Here is a 15,523-nt window from a genome sequence, read left to right as displayed (position 1 = left end):
GCCGACCGGCGGGTCTCACCGCCGCCGGTCAGGCGAGCCAGGAGCCCACGGACCACCCGAGGGCGACCGCCCCGAACCCGGCGAGCAGGCTCACCAGCACGTTGGCCAAGGCGTAGAAGCGAGCATGCTCCTCCAGCAGCCGCATCACCTCGAAGCTGAAGGTGCTGTAGGTGGTCAGCGCACCGCAGAAGCCCACAGCGATCAGCCCGCTGACCGCCGGAGAGACGTCACTACCCAACGCGGCGAGCACGCCGAGGATGAACGAGCCGACCACGTTCACGGTGAGCGTTCCCCACGGAAAGACGCTGTCGTGCCTGGTCTGCACCGCCCGGTCGGTGAGGTAGCGGGCCGGGGCGCCGACAGCGGCCCCCAGCGCCACCCACAGCACGATCATCGACGACCATCCGAGGTGCGGGCCGGTCGCGTCTGACTCCGTCGCCAGCGCACGCATGTGCGCGTTGCATGCGCACCGAGGACGGTCGCAGTGACGGCGGCGAGCACGGTGGCCGCCATGTAGCCCAACGCGACGGCGCCGTGTCCGGCCAGCGCCAACTGCTGGACGTCGACCATCGCCGTGGAGAAGGTCGTGTACCCACCGAGGAAGCCGATGCCGATGAACGGGCGGACCAGCCGGTGCGGCGTGATCACATCGATGATCACGACCATCAGCACCCCGATGAGGAAGCAGCCGCTGACGTTGACCAGCCACGTCGCCCACGGCCACTGCCCCGGCTGGTGCGGTAGAGCCACCGTCAACCCGTAGCGCGCCTCGGCACCCAGCGCACCGCCCGCCGCAATGGTGGACAGCACGGCCGGGTCCCACGTCCGTTCACGCCGCTGCGCGGGAACATGCAGATCGACATCGGGATCGACCGGTCGCGTCGGCGTCGGCCGTTCAGTGGTCACCGGCTCACCATGCCGTCAGTTGCGGACCGCGCCCACCGGATCAGCGACGTGATCGTGCCGCGGCCACGCCCGGAACATGAGCCGCAGGCTGCTGATGAGCTTCAGTCCGGCCCGCCTGGTGGTCGGCGTGGGAGAGCGCCTGACGGACGAGTTCTCCGATGTGGTGGTCGGCCAGCGTGTAGAAGACGAACGTCCCTTCCCGGCGGTTGGTGACGAGACCGGCCAGACGGAGCTTGGACAGGTGCTGGCTCACGGCGGTCGGGGTGGTTCCCGCCAGGTCGGCGAGGCAGGCGACGGACGTCTCGCCTTGCATGAGTGCCCACAGGATGTTCAGCCGCGTTGGGTCGGCCAGCATGCGCAGCGCGTCGGCCGCCCGCCGGACGTCGTCCGGCTCGGGCATGTCGAACCCTTCGATGCCATGATGCACGGGCCCCACGATACCGGTGTCATCGACTGCCTAGCTGCCTTCGCACCTGCGCAGGTACGCTCGGACGAGTGACGGCTTCAGCAGCGACCTCGCACACCTCTGCACAGCCGGTGACGCCGACGCGGCGTCCTTCGGTCTTCTGGTCGCTCCCAGAAGTGCGGTGGGCTACCGCCGCGCTGGTGCTGTTCCTCCTCGGCGGTGCGACGCAGCTGGTCGGCGCCCCGACGCCGGTCTTCTGGGCGCTGTACCTGGCCTGCTACGTCGTGGGCGGCTGGGAGCCCGCCTGGGCCGGGCTGCAGGCGCTGCGCGACAAGACGCTGGACGTCGACCTGCTGATGATCGTCGCCGCACTCGGTGCCGCGGCGATAGGCCAGATCTTCGACGGCGCCCTGCTCATCGTCATCTTCGCCACCTCCGGCGCCTTGGAAGCGTTCGCCACCCGACGCACCGCCGACGCCGTCCGCGGCTTGACGGATCTGGCCCCGGAGCAGGCCAACCTCGTCTCCGACGACGGTGCGGAACGGCCGGTAGCCGCAGTCGACCTGGCCGTGGGTGACCGGGTGCTGGTCCGCCCCGGCGAGCGGGTGCCCGCCGACGGACGAGTCGCGGCGGGGACCTCCGAGGTCGATCAGGCGTCGATCACCGGGGAACCGCTACCGGTCGACAAGGCCGTCGGCGACGAGGTGTTCGCCGGGACGAGCAACGGCACCGGGGCGCTCACCGTCGAGGTCATCCGGCCCGCGCGGGACAGCGTCGTGGCGCGGATCGCGACCATGGTCGAGGAGGCATCGGCGACCAAGGCCCAGACACAGCTGTTCATCGAGAAGGTGGAGCAGCGCTACTCGATCGGCGTCGTGGTCGCGACGATCGCGATCTTCACGATCCCGCTACTCCTGGGCTCCGAACTGCAGAGCGCCCTGCTCCGCGCGATGACGTTCATGATCGTCGCCTCGCCGTGCGCCATCGTCCTGTCCACCATGCCGCCGCTGCTGTCGGCGATCGCCAACGCGAGCCGCCACGGCGTACTGGTCAAGTCCGCCGTCGTCATGGAACGACTCGGCACCGCCACGGTGGTCGCCCTGGACAAGACCGGCACTCTGACCCATGGCACCCCGACCGTCGTCGCGGTCCGGCCACTGCCCGGCGGACCGTGCGCAGAGGACGACCTGCTCGCCCTGACCGCCGCCGCCGAAGCCCCCAGCGAGCACCCGATCGGCCAGGCCATCGTCGCCGCCGCTCGTGAACGCGGCATCGACCTGCTGCCCGCCAGCGACTTCCGTGCCCGGACGGGTCGAGGCGTCACCGCCTCGGTCGCCGGCTGGACGGTCATGGTCGGATCGCCGGACGCGGCTGCTCTCTCCGGCGAGCCGGCGATCACCGCCATGGTGGAGGGCGAGCAGGCTCAAGGTCACACCGCCGTCGTGGTCGACCTCGACGGCCGTCCGGTCGGCGTCCTCGCCCTGGCCGATCGTCCCCGCCCTGAGGCAGCACAGGCGATCGCGGCGCTCCGGGGCGCGACCGACCACGAACCGGTACTGCTCACCGGCGACAACCCTCGCGCCGCTGCGAGCCTGGCCGCTCAGGTAGGGATCACCGACGTCCGCGCCGGACTACTGCCCGAGGACAAGGTCACCGCCGTCCACGCCCTGCAACGCGACGGCCACCGCGTGCTGCTGGTCGGTGACGGGGTCAACGATGCTCCGGCTCTGGCCGCCGCCGACGTCGGCGTCGCCATGGGCGGCATCGGCTCCGATCTGGCGCTCTCCAGCGCCGACGCCGTCATCGTCCGCGACGACTTGAGCACCCTGGACGCGGTCACCCGCCTGTCCCGCCGTGCTCGGCAACTGGTGGTGCAGAACCTGATCATCGCGGGCACGGTGATCGCCGTCCTGGTGACCTGGGACCTGGCCGCCCACCTGCCGCTCCCCCTCGGGGTCGCCGGACACGAGGGCTCGACGATCCTGGTCGCCCTCAACGGGCTGCGGCTGCTGCGCCGCTCGGAGTGGCGCACCACTGTGGACCGATGAGCAGGTTCCCGCCTGGGCTTCTGCAGTGCATGGCCGCGGCCGCGCTGTTCGGGGCCTCCACACCGCTCGCCGCCCCGTTGGCCCGCGAGATGAACGCACCGACCCTCGCCGGCCTCCTCTACATCGGTGCGGCACTGGCCGTGGCGCCGCAGAACCTGCGCCGCCTCCCTCCCTCGTCGGCGCTGCGCGCCAACGGTTCCCGGCTGGCCGTGGCCGTCGTGCTCGGTGGCGCGGTCGGGCCGGTCCTCCTCGCCGCGGGACTGGCGCGCACGTCTGCGGCCAGCGCATCGCTGCTGCTCAACCTCGAGTTGGTCTTCACCGTCCTGCTGGCCGGCTGGTTCTTCCGCGAGCACATCGGCCCCCGAGTCGCGGCCGCCACGGTCCTGGTGACCGGCGCCGGCCTCCTGCTCAGCAGCTGGAACACCAGTCCGGACATTCGGCTCGGTGCCGTACTGGTCGCCGGGGCCTGCCTGTGCTGGGCGCTCGACAACTGCGCCACCGCCAACGTGGACCGGCTCGCGCCCTCGTTCATCACCTTCATCAAGGGCGTGATCGCGGGCAGCGCCAACCTGACCATCGGACTGGCCACCGGCGCTGGCCCCAGCGCGTCGGACACCATCCTCGCCGTAGGCATCGGGATGATCGGCTACGGCCTCTCCATCACCCTGTGGGTGACCGGCGCGCGCAGCCTCGGGGCGGCCCGCGGCCAGGTCGTGTTCTCCGCCGCTCCCTTCGTCGGGGTCCTGCTGGCCTGGACGCTCCTGGCCGAGCCCGTCACCGCCCCGCAGGTCGTGGCGATGTTCCTGCTCCTCGCAGGGATCACCCTCGTCATGCGCTCCGACCACGACCACGCCCATGCGCACGAACCGCTGGACCACGTTCACGAGCACGAGCACGACGACCACCACGCAGATCACGAGCACGCTGCAGGGACGCCGGGCCGTCACAGCCACCCCCACCGCCACGAACCCCTGCGCCACGATCACGCCCACGTGCCCGACCTCCACCACCGACACCGGCACTCGGCGGCAGGCGCCCGCACCGAGCGTTGACCCGGACCGCTCAGACGTGTGGCGTGGGGCACCGTCGGATGAGGACGTGCCGACGGGTTCCACTGACGGGTGGATGGGCAAGGAACGGCAGCATGTGGCTCTCCTCCCCCTTGCCGTCGGCGCACGTGACCCCCGCAACCGGGGATCGGGCCCGGCGGGCGCCGTGCCGTGGCCGGGGACGCTGAGCCGTGGAAGAGCGACTCTCCGAGATCGTCCACGTCCTGGTCCTCATAGTGGAGACCTTCGGTGCTGCGGTGATCGCCATCGGTGCTCTCTGGGCCTTCGTCCGCTTCGTCTGGGCGGGCCTGCAGCGGCGTGGCACCAGAGCCTTCGTGCCGGTTCGTCTGACCCTCGGCCGGTTTCTGGCCCTGGGGCTGGAGTTCCAGCTAGCCAGCGACATCTTGACCACCGCTGTGGCCCCATCGTTCGAGGAGATCGGCAAGCTGGCCGCCATCGCGGCGATCCGAACCGCGCTCAACTACTTCCTCAGTAAAGAGATCGCCGAGGAACGCCGGCAGTTGGCGGCAGAGAAAGAAGAGGGGAATGGCCTCGATCCGGCCGACGCGAAGCCTGAGCAGACGGCGTGAGCGGCGACCTGGCGGTGGTGGCCGTCGCGTTGTCGCTGGCGATCACCGGCTCGGCGCTCGTCGCTGCGGTGATCGCGCTCCTGACGACCGGACAGCCGAGGACGGCCCTTGGAGTGCTGCTTGATCTGCTGCTGGCCGCCGGCCTCGTTCGGCTGTCTGCCGACCCCGACTGGGAAGTGATCGCAGTTGCTGCGACCGTCGTGGTCCTCCGTCGGGTCCTCGGGACGGGTCTGGACATCGGCGGCCGCTCGTTGTCGGAAAGTGGCGGTCCATCTCGTTAACGAGGCGGCCGACATGCGACAGGCATCGGCGGTCCGACGGCGGGGCGACCGACCCCACGCGACCAACCACCTGGACAGGACCATCCAGCGGAATACCTCGGCTGAAATTGAGGGGCCCGACCCCTCGAGATGGTGTGCTCATTCCCCATGACGTCGGCAATATCGTTTACCGAGAGCCAGAGCGCGACAAGGAGCGCCGTACTCCGAAGGACGGCGCCCCTGACAGGTCGCGGACCGTTGTCCGCCGCGGACTAGCTCTTGAAAACGTCCTTGACCTTCTCCCCAGCCTGCTTGACGTTTCCGCTCGCCTGGTCGGCTTCGCCTTCAGCCTGCAGGTCCTTATCGTCGGTGGCCTTCCCGGCAGCCTCCTTGCCCTGACCACCAAGCTCCTCGATCTTGTTCTTCGCCTTGTCCATTCCGCTCATGGACAGGCGTTACCCAGAAGGGCGAGGCCGCCAACCCGCATCTCTCAGATCGTCACGCGGGCGCAAAGAGATTCCCGCCGAGGGCGCCGCCCTTGTTGTACAGACGGGGGCTCACCGCGCCATGGCTGCGGCAGGCGTCAGTACCGCCTTCGCGGGTCGCGGGCGACGCTTCGGCCAGCAATTGCGGCGTCGTGGGCGGCACGATCCGCCGCACCCGCCGAATGTTGCGGTCCGGCGACGGTCGGTGTCCCTCCAGCGCGGCGGGGTAGCCCTGCCGGGAACCCGCGATCGCGACGAACGGAGACACACATGATTGCCAACCGCCGGTCGATGCACCGGAGTTGGCCGGTCGCCGCCGCGCTGGTCACCGCGCTGACGTTGACGGGATGCGGCAACGAGAGCGACGACGTCGGCGGTGCCCCGGCACCCGACGAGGCAGTCACCGCGGACCTGAAGATTGTTTCGCTGCAACTCGAGTTCCCGGAAGACGGCCTGCATGAAGAAGGCGACGACGTGGCCCTCTACGCCGCCCTCACGAACACCGGAACGACCAGCTACCGGCTGGTCGACGTGAAGGGGCCCGACTTCGCGGACGCACGACTCGTTGCTCTGGACGGCAGCGAGGGGGCCGTCGAGGTAGCCGAGAACGACAACGCCTACCTCGAGCCGGAGGGGCCACCATCGGTGATCCTGCTCGACCTCGCCACGTCGCTCCGGTCTTCACAGTCGATCGAGGTGACCTTCGTGTTCGAGGACGCCGGCGAGGTCACCATGGAGGCGCCGGTCGCCCCTGAGTCACCCGCAGACGGGACGTTCGAGGCCCCGGAGGACCCGACCGAGGACAACTGAGCACCACCGAGTCAGTTGACGGCGCTGGCTACCCGCCACGGTCGCCGAACCATCAGAAGGGACACCCCCCGCCGATCGACTTCCTCACGACGGTCACGGGTCACGAGGCGACCCACGCCGAGTCGGCCAAGAGAGCACGCCGGGTCGGCCAAGAGAAACTGCTGTCCCGAAGTGAATGTCCGCGGCACTGCCCCTTGAGACGAGCGGCTCTGCGGGCGATGGATCGGCGCCGATCCTCCCCTGGCTGTGTCAGTCGTCGTCCGGCGCTGCTTCCGAGAGGACGACCAACTGGCGTAGGCAGTGCTCCCGCAGTGGCTCGGGGAACCCCTCCGCCAGGCGGTAGTACACGATGCGCCCCTGCTTCCGGTTGGTCACCAGTCCCGCCGTGCGCAACAACCGGAGCGCGTACCCCACGGCGTCCTCGCTGGCCTCCAGGGCCAGTGCGAGGTCGCCGACGCAGAGCTCCTCGACCATGTCGAGTGCGAAGAGGACCCGGGCGCGGGTGGGGTCGGCCATCAGGCTCAGCACACTGGTCAGCTGGGCGACTTCCTCCCGGCTGGGCAGGCGAGCACGAGCGTGCGAGACGCGCTCAGGGTCTACCGGGTGGGCGTGGCCAGGTTCCGACATTCGAGAAACACCTCCGACTCACTCATACCCGTACGGCTCTACGGGTAGGCGCCGACCACCGGCGACAGTCCCGGACGGCGTCCAGGCCGACCGGCGTCGGGATGACGAGGAGGCAACCATGACCGTGGCAGCCCAGATGCTCGACACCTACCCCAAGGACCTCGGCGGGGTGGACAAGCAGAAGCTCCTCGCCTGCATCGAGGCCTGCTTCGAGTGCGCGCAGGCATGCACCGCCTGCGCCGACGCTTGTCTCAGTGAAGACATGGTCGCCGAGCTGACCAAGTGCATCCGCACCAACACCGACTGCGCCGACATCTGCGACACCACCGGCCGCGTGCTCTCCCGGCACACCGGCTATGACGCCAACCTCACCCGCGCAGTGCTCGAGGCCTGCGCCACCGCATGCAAGGCGTGCGGTGACGAGTGCGAGAGCCACGCCTCGATGCACGAGCACTGCCGCATCTGCGCCGAGGCATGTCGGCGCTGCGAGCAGGCCTGCCGAGACCTCATCACCTCGCTGGGCTGACCCACCACGGGCCGTCGGGGCGCCCGACACCACGCTTTACGGGTCCGGGCGCTCCGAAGCGGCTACTCCCCCGGCCGTGACTGCTTCGGCCGGTGAACCTCCTGGAACGATGAGGGGCGGCAACGAACGCCAGTACCAGCGGTGCGGCCTGGCAGCCTGCCGCTACTGGAACTGGCTCCGGCCGGTCGCCTCGTCGCGGGGCCGGGGCAGCGGAGCCACCGGAACGGGCGCGCTGCGGGACGCATAGTCGATCCGTGCCCACACGTGCTTGCGGTCTTCCTGAACCATCCAGCCGTGCGCGGCACTGAGCCGGGCGACGAGGTAGAGGCCCAACCCGCCCTGGGCAGCGTCCCGGCCGACGGCCAGGGTGGGCGGGCGGTCGGTTGCGGCGTCGCTCACGTCGATCAGCCATCCGCGGTCGGTGGTGGTGACCACGACCCGTACCGGCGCCTGTCCGTGCCGCAGACCGTTGGAGGTGAGTTCCTCGAAGACCAGCAGCAGTCTCTCGATGTCCGCGTCGTCGGCGTCACCGCGGCGGGCGGCATCAGCGAGCCCCTCGCGCAGGTGCAGGCGCAACTCGGTGACGTCGGCGAGAGTGCAGGGTCGCCCGTCCCAGACAGCAACGGAGTCCACGGGGCTGGCAGGCGACGGCCGCCGCTGGCTCCACATCGCTTCGTTCATGGACCTCTCCCAGGTCGAGCTCAGCCCACCTGGGCCTCCATCGCGACTGGCCGGCATCGACCATGACAGGAAATCCTCCGACACCTGAGCAGTGTGTCCGATCCACCGCCCGGTTGTCCCGAACCCAGAGCGACTGGGCGGCGGACGTCCGCGCACGCGCCGACGGCCGAACTGGCTCGTTGCGTTTACCCGTACGACCGTACGGGCATGCGGACGGCCCGGCATGACCAACACGCCCGCACGGGGCCTGACGTCCGCATTGAACGTCGCCAAGGCAACCGGGCGCATGCGCCTTCACCGGGCGCGGCGAACGGCTCTCGTGGCGATGAAGTGATTGACCTGCGAATTCCTCGACAACCGACATCAAGGACGGAGATCGGATCCATGGCGACGAAGAAGAACGAGGCAAACGAGAACGGTGACGACGGCAAGATGTCGCACGACACCAAGATGTACTTGCGCTTCGGGGCCATGATCTTGACGGCCATGGTCGTGATGTACGGGGTCATGTTCGTCAGCTCTTATGAGTGGAGCCACATCCGCTTCAGTCAGAGCCGCATGTTCATGGCGATCACCATGGGCGGAACCATGGGGCTGGTCATGCTCGGCTGGATGCTCAACATGTACAAGAACGTGAAGGGCAACATCGCCATCGTGGCGGCGAGCCTCGTGCTGCTGGGGGCGGGAGTGTTCCTCGACCGCAGTCAGACGACCGTCCAGGACGGCTCGTGGATGAGTGCGATGATCCCTCATCACTCGATGGCCATCACCCGGTCCGAGCGAGCCGAACTGTCCGACATTCGCGTATGCCAACTGGCCGTTGAGATCAGCGAGGCGCAGCGGCGGGAAATCGACGAGATGGACTGGCTGATCGAGGACATCGAGCGCAACGGAATCGCCAGTACGCCCGAGGAAGCCGAGGCGCGAGCTGTCCCTGAATTCGAGGCGTCCGCTGAGCGGAACTGCCCGCCAGAGTGACCCAGATCAGCGACGTCCGAGTGCGGCCGGCTCCTCGGCAGCCGCCTCCCGGCGCGGCGACCCACTCGTCCCGGCTGCGGCAACGCTGGCCGCAGGACTGAGGTCGAGGCGCCGCAGCAGCTGGGCGTTAAGGGCGACAACGACGGTGGACAGCGACATGAGGATCGCGCCGACCTCCATCGGGAGAATGAAACCGATCGGGGAGAGCACGCCCGCGGCCAGCGGTACCGCCGCGAGGTTGTAGCCGGCGGCCCACCAGAGGTTCTGCTGCATCTTGCGGTAGCCGGCCCGAGAGAGCTGGATGACCGAGAGCACCGAACGGGGGTCGTCGGAGGCAAGGATGACCCCGGCCGAGGCGATCGCGACGTCGGTGCCGGCGCCGATGGCGATGCCGACGTCGGCCTGCGCCAGTGCGGGGGCGTCGTTGACGCCGTCGCCGACCATGGCGACTGCCCGCCCCTGGTGCTGCAGCGCGGCGACCTTTTCGCTCTTGTTCTCCGGTCGTACGCCGGCGAACACCTGGTCGATGCCCAGCTCGGCGGCCACGGAGCGGGCGACCGGCTCAGCATCCCCGGTGATCATCACGACCTCGACGCCGAGGCGGTGCAGGGCGTCGACCGCCTCCCGGGACTCCTCGCGGATCTCGTCGGCCAGCGCCAGCGCCCCGACGACGGCGCCGTCGACGAGGACGTGCAGCACCGTGGCCCCGGCCTCGACCCAGGGCTGCGCGGTGGGCAGCGACGGCAGGTCGTGTTCGGTCAGCAGGTGCGGGCCTCCGACGGCCACGGTGCGACCGTCGACGGTGGCGGTCACCCCGACGGCGGCCGATGCCCGGAAGTCGGTGGCCGGCTGGATGCTCAGCCCGCGGTGCCGGGCGGCGGCGACGATGGCCCGAGCGAGCGGGTGCTCGCTGTCGGCCTCCGCCGCTGCGGCCAGTGCGAGGACCTCGCCGTCGGGCGCGCCGGTGGTGGCGATGTGGTTCAGCGCCGGCTCACCCTTGGTCAGCGTCCCGGTCTTGTCGAACAGCACAGTGTCGATGGTGCGCATCCGCTCCAGCGCCGCGCGGTCCTTGACCAGCACACCACCCCTGGCGGCGCGCTCGGTAGAGATGGAGACCACCAGCGGGATGGCAAGGCCCAACGCGTGCGGGCAGGCGATGACCAGCACGGTGATGACCCGGACGAGCGCGCTCTCCGGAGCCCCGAAGGCCGACCAGACGACCGCGGTGATCACCGCCGCCACCACGGCGTACCAGAACAGCCACCCGGCGGCCTTGTCCGCCAGTAGTTGCGCGCGGGTGGAGGAGGACTGTGCCTCGGCGACCAGCCGCTGGATCCCCGCCAGCGCGGTGTCCTCCCCCACCGCGGTGACCCGCACCCGGATGGCGGTGTCGGTGGCAACCGTGCCGGCCACCACCGAGTCGCCCGGGGCCCGACGGACCGGCTTCGACTCACCAGTGATCATCGACTCGTCCACGTCGGCGGTGCCCTCGATGACTTCGCCGTCGGCGGGCACGCGCCCCCCGGGCCGCACGACGACCACGTCGCCGGTGACCAGGTCGGCAGGGGCCACGCTCACGACGCGGTCGCCCTCGACCTTCTCCGCCTCGTCGGGTAGGAGCGCGGCCAGCGAGTCCAGCGCGGAGGAGGTCTGCGCCAGCGAGCGCATCTCGAGCCAGTGCCCGAGCAGCATGATCACGATCAGCAGGGCGAGTTCCCACCAGAAGTCCAGCTCGTGGGAGAGCACACCCAGGCTGGCACCCAAAGACGCGACGAAGGCCACCGTGATGGCCATGCCGATCAGCAGCATCATCCCCGGCTTGCGGGCCCGGATCTCCCCGACGGCGCCGGTCAGGAACGGGCGCCCGCCCCAGACGTACATCACCGTGCCCAGCACCGGGGCGACCCACGTCAGGCCGGGGACGTCGGGCAGGGAGTAGCCGACGATCGAGGCGAACATGTCGCTGAGCAGCACCGTCGGCACCGCCAGCGCCAGCATGATCCAGAACAACCGCCGGAACATCGCCACGTGGTCGTGGCCGCCGCCGTGTCCACCGTGCCCGACGTGCCCGCCACCGCCGGTGTCGCCGTGGTCCCCGCGGCCGCCTTCGTGCGCGGCGGGCAGATCGCCGTGAGCGTCGCCGGTGTGCCCGGCCGCTGCGCTCAGTGGGTCCTCGACTTCCGAACCGACAACGGCCGCGTCGGCCGTGTCCGGCATGCCCTGCCCGTGGGTGGATCCGTGATCGCCTCCCGGCGTGGCTTCATCCCCGTGCCCCGAGTGCTGGTGACCAGAACGGCTCGTGCGTTCAGACATGACCGTGCAACCTTTGCGTTGAGAGTCTTCGATCCGATGAGCTCCCCGTGCTGGCGATCCGGCTAGGGGTGCTGCCGAGGTTCTAGGGGGCGTCGGCCGGTCAGCGTTCCGCCTTCAACCATGGCGGTGCCCCGTGACCGGCTTTCGGGCGCAGACTGTCAGCTGCAGCCGCAGCCGCACCCGGAGGTCTGGCCACCAGTCCCGGCGAGCAGGTTGGCCGGCTCGGCCACCTGATAGCCGGCCTCTTCGACGGCGGCGCGCACGGCACCGTCGTCCACATCGGCCACCGTGCTGACGGTGAGTCCGCCGGTGGCGAGATCGACGTTGACGTCGGTGACGCCGGGAACCTGGCTGACCTCTTCGGTCACGGAGTTGACGCAGTGGCCGCAGGTCATGCCGACGACCTTGTACGTGGCGGTGCTCATCTCGGGTTGTCCTCTCGATTCCTTGTGGGCGTGCATTGCCGTGGGTGCTGGTTCGGGTGGGTCCGTCTCAGGAGCGGACCAGGCGGGCGATGGCCTCGGTGGCCTCGCGGATCTTCTTGTCGGCCTCGGCGCCGCCGGCTGCGGCCGACCGCACAACGCAATGACTCATGTGCTCCTCGAGCAGTCCGAGCGCGACTGATTGGAGAGCCTTCGTGGTCGCCGACACCTGCGTGAGGATGTCGATGCAGTACTGCTCCTCCTCGACCATGCGCTGGAGGCCTCGAACCTGTCCTTCGATCCGGCGAAGTCGGTTGAGGTAGTCGTCCTGGCGCTGGATGTAGCCGTGCGAACTGCCGGCATCTGCCTGGTCCATGTCATCCTCCGACGCCGGCTCACAGATACCCCCTACCGGTATCTGCAATCTGACGTTATACCCCCCTGGGGTTAAAGCGCAAGGCGCTCTCAGCACCTCCTCGACCAGGATCCAGGCGGCACGGACCCGGGGGGCCTGCCCGGCCACGCGCAAGGCGCACGGCGCCCCTTCATGGCTCACTCCCCCAGGACGACATCGAACGTGAGTCCGCCGTCGTGCGACTCCATCAGCGCCGCGGTCGTGACGACGGCGATCCGCAGCGAGCCCCCCGCCGAGGAGGTCGCCGCCACTGCCTGCGGGGGTGATCCCAGCCGGGGCCCCGGCTGCCAGGTCACGGCTGCGTCCGAGCTCGTCCACACCGAACCGGACGGGTCCACGCCCGCGACGTTCATGCCGTCGTCGGCCCAGTCGACCACCTGGAGGAGCGGCGCACCGTCGTTCCCGACCCACGAGCTACCGCCGTCGACGGAGCTGAGAAGACCCTGCTCAGTGGTGGCGAGAATCGTCCGCCCGTCCGGTGCTGCGGCGAGTGTCGCCGGAGCCGCCGGAATCAGTAGCTGCTCCCACTCGTCGCCGTCGGCGCTCCGCACGAGCGAGCCGTCGTAACCGAGGACCCCCGCATCGCTGACCGTCAGCGCATGGAAGTCGGACTCGCCCTGCCGGGATCGCGGTTCCCACGTCCGGCCGCCGTCCGTCGACTCGATCAGCCCGACCGGCTCCGGCAGATCGACGTCCGGCCCGGGATGTCCGGAGGCGAGGAAGTGCCCCGGCCCGCGGACGGCGAAGCCCATCAGGTCGATGACCGGCCCTATATGGGTCGACTCTCCGCCATCGCCCACTTCGAAGAGCCCGTCGTGTGTGGCCAGGAGCAGTCGCCCGTCAGCTGGGTCGATCGCGACACCGTGGATGTGGCTGGACGGCAGCATGCCGGCCGTCGCTCCAGCCGCCTCGGCGTCCGACTGCGCGGACGAGGAGGTGCAACCAGCGACGAGCAGCGCGGAGGCCGCCGCCACAAAAAGCGCTCTCGCGATCCCACGAACGCGAGCCATCGGGAGAAGACGAGGGGCATGAACAGAGGTAGCCGGGCGGCGCAGGCCAGCGCGCATGGGGTGGTCCTTCGAGACGGAGAGGCTGACGGCGAGGGAGCGCTCCGGCCCGGTGGCCTGAGCGCGCAGAGCTGTCGACGAGTGGCGCTGTCCTGCAGCCGAAACAGCGCCACCCGTCGCGGCGTCAGCCGCCCAACTCGGCCAGCAGCGTCTGCATCTCCTCGATCTCAGCCGTCTGAGACTCGACGATCTCCCGAGCCATCTCGACGGCGTCCTGATCGGAACCGTCGGCGATCTCCGTCTCGGCCATTTCCACCGCGCCCTGGTGGTGCGGAATCATCATCTCCAGAAACATGCGATCGAACTCGGCGCCGGAAGAAGAGTCAAGCGCCGTCATGTCTTCCTCGGACATCCCTTCCATGTCCATGCCACCCGAGCCGTGATCCATGCCGCCCATGTCCTCCTCGGGCAGCGGCTCGCCCCACGCCTCGAGCCAGCCGGTCATCGTCTCGATCTCCGGCCCCTGCGCCGCCTCGATGCGATCCGCCAGATCGATCACCCGCGGGTCCGCGGCCCGACCATCGGCGAGCTGAGCCATGCGCAAAGCCCCTTCGTGGTGCGGGAGCATGCCCTGGACGAACGCGACGTCGGCCTCGTTGTGCGTGGTCGCGCTCGCGGAGCTGGTGGCATCGGCACTGCGATCGGCACCGCTGTCGGCGCTGGTGTCGCTGCTCCCACCGGAGCAGCCGGCGAGAACGACGGCTCCTGCCATGAGTCCGCCGGCCAGGCGGACGAGTCGTGCGGTCGTGCGAGTCATCAGAATTTCTCCTGCGGTTGTAGGTCTTAGGCGTGCGCGTAGGACCCGACTGAGCCATGGGCGGAGTCGGGTCAGGGCATTCGGCCTAGATCCGCAGAAGACAGAGAGCGGACAAGTCCGGTGGTCGAGGGACCCTCGACCACCCGGTGTGCCACATCGGAGAAGGAGCCCGAGCGCGAACGCTCGATGCCGATGCTCGACCGATCAGCGTTGCCGCAGCCAGCGCACTCACGCCGGTGAGGACCACGGCCAGGCAGACCGCCATCAAGGCCGAGCCGTGGGGCGGAGAACCGTCCGGGGAGAGATCGGCGGCGACGGCGATCGTCATTGCAGCAGACATCGTCGCGGGCGACAGGTGAGGTGCGGCGGCGAGAGCTGAGTCGATTTCCGCCGCCTGCACGGACAGGGCAGACGGGACGTGTCCTGCTTCGGTCATCCCGTGGTCGGCGACGTCGGTCGCCATGCACTGGACCCCGTGCATGCTGAAGACAGCAGCGAGCAGTAGCAGTGCCCACATGCGTCGCGCCGACATGCCACCCCCCAAGGAATGAAGCCAGGCTACTAGCGCGTGTAGGACTGGCCGCCACCTCTGGTTGAGCCGCCTCGAAGCGCCGCGACTCCGCCAGCCGTCACAGCGGATCCTCGTCCGCTCCACGGGGAGGACCACTGGAGTCACTTCGGTCGATTTCGCGTCACTTGGCTGCGGCCGCCGGTCGGTCGGTCGTCTTCGTCAGCCGCCGAACCTCGGCGGGGTCCAGCTCCAGCAACGCGGCCGCTCGCTCTGCGGACACGTCCTCGGCGAGCAAGGTACGGAGCGTCTCGCCGAGTGCCGCCGTCGCCACTGCCAGGGCCTGCTCCGCCTCGCTTCGCGCCTCCAGGGCCACCAACGCCTCCGCCGTCGCCTCCTCGACCCGACGGTCGTGCTCATCGCGGGCGGCGTCCAACGCCCGTCGTCGCTCCCGCGCCTTCGTCAGTGCTGCCGCCTGTCGACCCACCGTTCTGGCCACCGCTTCCTCCGCTCGCCCAGCTGACCGAACGCCCGGATCGTCACACGGCCTCATGACACGGCTGCCGACCTGAGCGTCACCCCAGCAGCCCGGCGACCAGAGCAGGCGTCACCCCACCCTCTGCGACCTGACACACCTCATGCATCACGGCCCGAACCGCCCCTTGTCGATGCTTC

Annotated in this window: 22 protein-coding genes; 8 read left to right on the top strand and 14 right to left on the bottom strand. The window is 69.6% G+C overall.

The window, feature by feature from the left end:
• Window positions 1–28 precede the first annotated feature (28 nt).
• Genes crcB through DQ241_RS06425 form a run of 3 tightly spaced genes read right to left on the bottom strand, consistent with a single transcriptional unit; the run spans window position 29 to window position 1,333 of the window.
• Window positions 29–394, bottom strand: a complete 366-nt coding sequence (crcB, locus tag DQ241_RS06435; RefSeq protein ID WP_113829317.1) for a fluoride efflux transporter CrcB — start codon at window positions 392–394, stop codon at window positions 29–31.
• Window positions 391–906: a CrcB family protein gene (locus DQ241_RS06430; RefSeq protein WP_113829316.1), complete on the bottom strand. Its 516-nt coding sequence runs from the start codon at window positions 904–906 to the stop codon at window positions 391–393. The genes crcB and DQ241_RS06430 overlap by 4 nt, the downstream gene beginning before the upstream one ends.
• Before the next feature lie 40 nt (window positions 907–946).
• On the bottom strand, window positions 947–1,333 hold the full coding sequence (locus tag DQ241_RS06425; protein WP_233492259.1) for a metalloregulator ArsR/SmtB family transcription factor: 387 nt from the start codon (window positions 1,331–1,333) through the stop codon (window positions 947–949).
• A gap of 155 nt (window positions 1,334–1,488) precedes the next feature.
• On the opposite strand from DQ241_RS06425, the gene DQ241_RS06420 reads away from it, so the two are divergent.
• The 4 genes from DQ241_RS06420 to DQ241_RS06405 all read left to right on the top strand — a co-directional run bounded on the left by DQ241_RS06420 (window position 1,489) and on the right by DQ241_RS06405 (window position 5,280).
• Window positions 1,489–3,360, top strand: a complete 1,872-nt coding sequence (locus DQ241_RS06420; protein ID WP_304554478.1) for a heavy metal translocating P-type ATPase — start codon at window positions 1,489–1,491, stop codon at window positions 3,358–3,360.
• A complete protein-coding gene (locus DQ241_RS06415; protein WP_113829314.1) occupies window positions 3,357–4,412 on the top strand; it encodes a DMT family transporter in 1,056 nt (351 codons plus the stop codon). The genes DQ241_RS06420 and DQ241_RS06415 overlap by 4 nt, the downstream gene beginning before the upstream one ends.
• A gap of 188 nt (window positions 4,413–4,600) precedes the next feature.
• Window positions 4,601–4,999 carry a DUF1622 domain-containing protein gene (locus DQ241_RS06410; RefSeq protein WP_113829313.1) on the top strand — a complete coding sequence of 133 codons (399 nt, stop codon included), beginning with the start codon at window positions 4,601–4,603 and terminating at the stop codon, window positions 4,997–4,999.
• Window positions 4,996–5,280, top strand: coding sequence for a hypothetical protein (locus DQ241_RS06405; RefSeq protein WP_199584134.1), 285 nt, complete (start codon window positions 4,996–4,998; stop codon window positions 5,278–5,280). Before DQ241_RS06410 ends, DQ241_RS06405 begins: the two co-directional genes overlap by 4 nt.
• A 251-nt stretch (window positions 5,281–5,531) precedes the next feature.
• On the opposite strand, the gene DQ241_RS06400 is transcribed toward DQ241_RS06405, so the two are convergent.
• Both DQ241_RS06400 and DQ241_RS20375 read right to left on the bottom strand, forming a co-directional pair.
• The gene (locus tag DQ241_RS06400) at window positions 5,532–5,705 is read right to left on the bottom strand and encodes a CsbD family protein (protein WP_113829312.1); all 174 of its coding nucleotides are present in this window, start codon (window positions 5,703–5,705) and stop codon (window positions 5,532–5,534) included.
• Window positions 5,706–5,757: 52 nt separating this feature from the next.
• Window positions 5,758–6,012: a hypothetical protein gene (locus DQ241_RS20375; RefSeq protein ID WP_147252343.1), complete on the bottom strand. Its 255-nt coding sequence runs from the start codon at window positions 6,010–6,012 to the stop codon at window positions 5,758–5,760.
• A 2-nt stretch (window positions 6,013–6,014) separates the two neighbouring features.
• Here DQ241_RS20375 and DQ241_RS06395 point away from each other — a divergent pair, with 2 nt between their 5' ends.
• Window positions 6,015–6,554, top strand: a complete 540-nt coding sequence (locus DQ241_RS06395; RefSeq protein WP_113829311.1) for a copper chaperone PCu(A)C — start codon at window positions 6,015–6,017, stop codon at window positions 6,552–6,554.
• Window positions 6,555–6,803: 249 nt separating this feature from the next.
• Here the strand turns inward: DQ241_RS06395 and DQ241_RS06390 are convergent, their stop codons facing one another.
• A complete protein-coding gene (locus DQ241_RS06390) occupies window positions 6,804–7,181 on the bottom strand; it encodes a helix-turn-helix transcriptional regulator (RefSeq protein WP_113829310.1) in 378 nt (125 codons plus the stop codon).
• 118 nt (window positions 7,182–7,299) lie between these two features.
• On the opposite strand from DQ241_RS06390, the gene DQ241_RS06385 reads away from it, so the two are divergent.
• A complete protein-coding gene (locus DQ241_RS06385) occupies window positions 7,300–7,707 on the top strand; it encodes a four-helix bundle copper-binding protein (protein WP_113829309.1) in 408 nt (135 codons plus the stop codon).
• A gap of 162 nt (window positions 7,708–7,869) precedes the next feature.
• Here DQ241_RS06385 and DQ241_RS06380 read toward each other — a convergent pair whose 3' ends face one another.
• On the bottom strand, window positions 7,870–8,388 hold the full coding sequence (locus tag DQ241_RS06380) for an ATP-binding protein (protein WP_233492257.1): 519 nt from the start codon (window positions 8,386–8,388) through the stop codon (window positions 7,870–7,872).
• 384 nt (window positions 8,389–8,772) lie between these two features.
• Between DQ241_RS06380 and DQ241_RS06375 the strand changes: the two genes are divergently transcribed.
• A complete protein-coding gene (locus DQ241_RS06375) occupies window positions 8,773–9,366 on the top strand; it encodes a DUF305 domain-containing protein (protein ID WP_113829307.1) in 594 nt (197 codons plus the stop codon).
• A 6-nt stretch (window positions 9,367–9,372) separates the two neighbouring features.
• Here DQ241_RS06375 and DQ241_RS06370 read toward each other — a convergent pair whose 3' ends face one another.
• A complete protein-coding gene (locus tag DQ241_RS06370) occupies window positions 9,373–11,388 on the bottom strand; it encodes a heavy metal translocating P-type ATPase (protein ID WP_199584133.1) in 2,016 nt (671 codons plus the stop codon).
• 6 nt (window positions 11,389–11,394) lie between these two features.
• On the opposite strand from DQ241_RS06370, the gene DQ241_RS20830 reads away from it, so the two are divergent.
• Entirely contained in the window at window positions 11,395–11,745 is a 351-nt protein-coding gene (locus DQ241_RS20830; RefSeq protein WP_199584129.1) for a hypothetical protein, read from the top strand.
• Between the two features lie 92 nt (window positions 11,746–11,837).
• Here DQ241_RS20830 and DQ241_RS06365 read toward each other — a convergent pair whose 3' ends face one another.
• From DQ241_RS06365 to DQ241_RS06345, 6 genes are all read right to left on the bottom strand, one after another.
• Window positions 11,838–12,104 (bottom strand): heavy-metal-associated domain-containing protein, encoded by a 267-nt coding sequence (locus DQ241_RS06365; protein ID WP_113829305.1) that lies wholly within the window; start codon window positions 12,102–12,104, stop codon window positions 11,838–11,840.
• A gap of 67 nt (window positions 12,105–12,171) precedes the next feature.
• Window positions 12,172–12,477 carry a metal-sensitive transcriptional regulator gene (locus tag DQ241_RS06360; RefSeq protein ID WP_113829304.1) on the bottom strand — a complete coding sequence of 102 codons (306 nt, stop codon included), beginning with the start codon at window positions 12,475–12,477 and terminating at the stop codon, window positions 12,172–12,174.
• Window positions 12,478–12,653: 176 nt separating this feature from the next.
• Complete coding sequence (locus DQ241_RS06355; RefSeq protein ID WP_233492256.1) at window positions 12,654–13,490, bottom strand: F510_1955 family glycosylhydrolase; 837 nt, start codon at window positions 13,488–13,490, stop codon at window positions 12,654–12,656.
• A 217-nt stretch (window positions 13,491–13,707) separates the two neighbouring features.
• On the bottom strand, window positions 13,708–14,340 hold the full coding sequence (locus DQ241_RS06350; RefSeq protein ID WP_113829303.1) for a DUF305 domain-containing protein: 633 nt from the start codon (window positions 14,338–14,340) through the stop codon (window positions 13,708–13,710).
• A gap of 85 nt (window positions 14,341–14,425) precedes the next feature.
• Entirely contained in the window at window positions 14,426–14,803 is a 378-nt protein-coding gene (locus DQ241_RS20370) for a hypothetical protein (RefSeq protein ID WP_147252342.1), read from the bottom strand.
• A 229-nt stretch (window positions 14,804–15,032) separates the two neighbouring features.
• Window positions 15,033–15,347, bottom strand: a complete 315-nt coding sequence (locus tag DQ241_RS06345; RefSeq protein WP_147252341.1) for a hypothetical protein — start codon at window positions 15,345–15,347, stop codon at window positions 15,033–15,035.
• Window positions 15,348–15,523: the final 176 nt, after the last annotated feature.

This window comes from Blastococcus sp. TF02A-30 (assembly GCF_003319185.1).
Taxonomy (GTDB): Bacteria; Actinomycetota; Actinomycetes; order Mycobacteriales; family Geodermatophilaceae; genus Blastococcus.
This window is presented reverse-complemented; position numbering and strand designations above follow the sequence as displayed.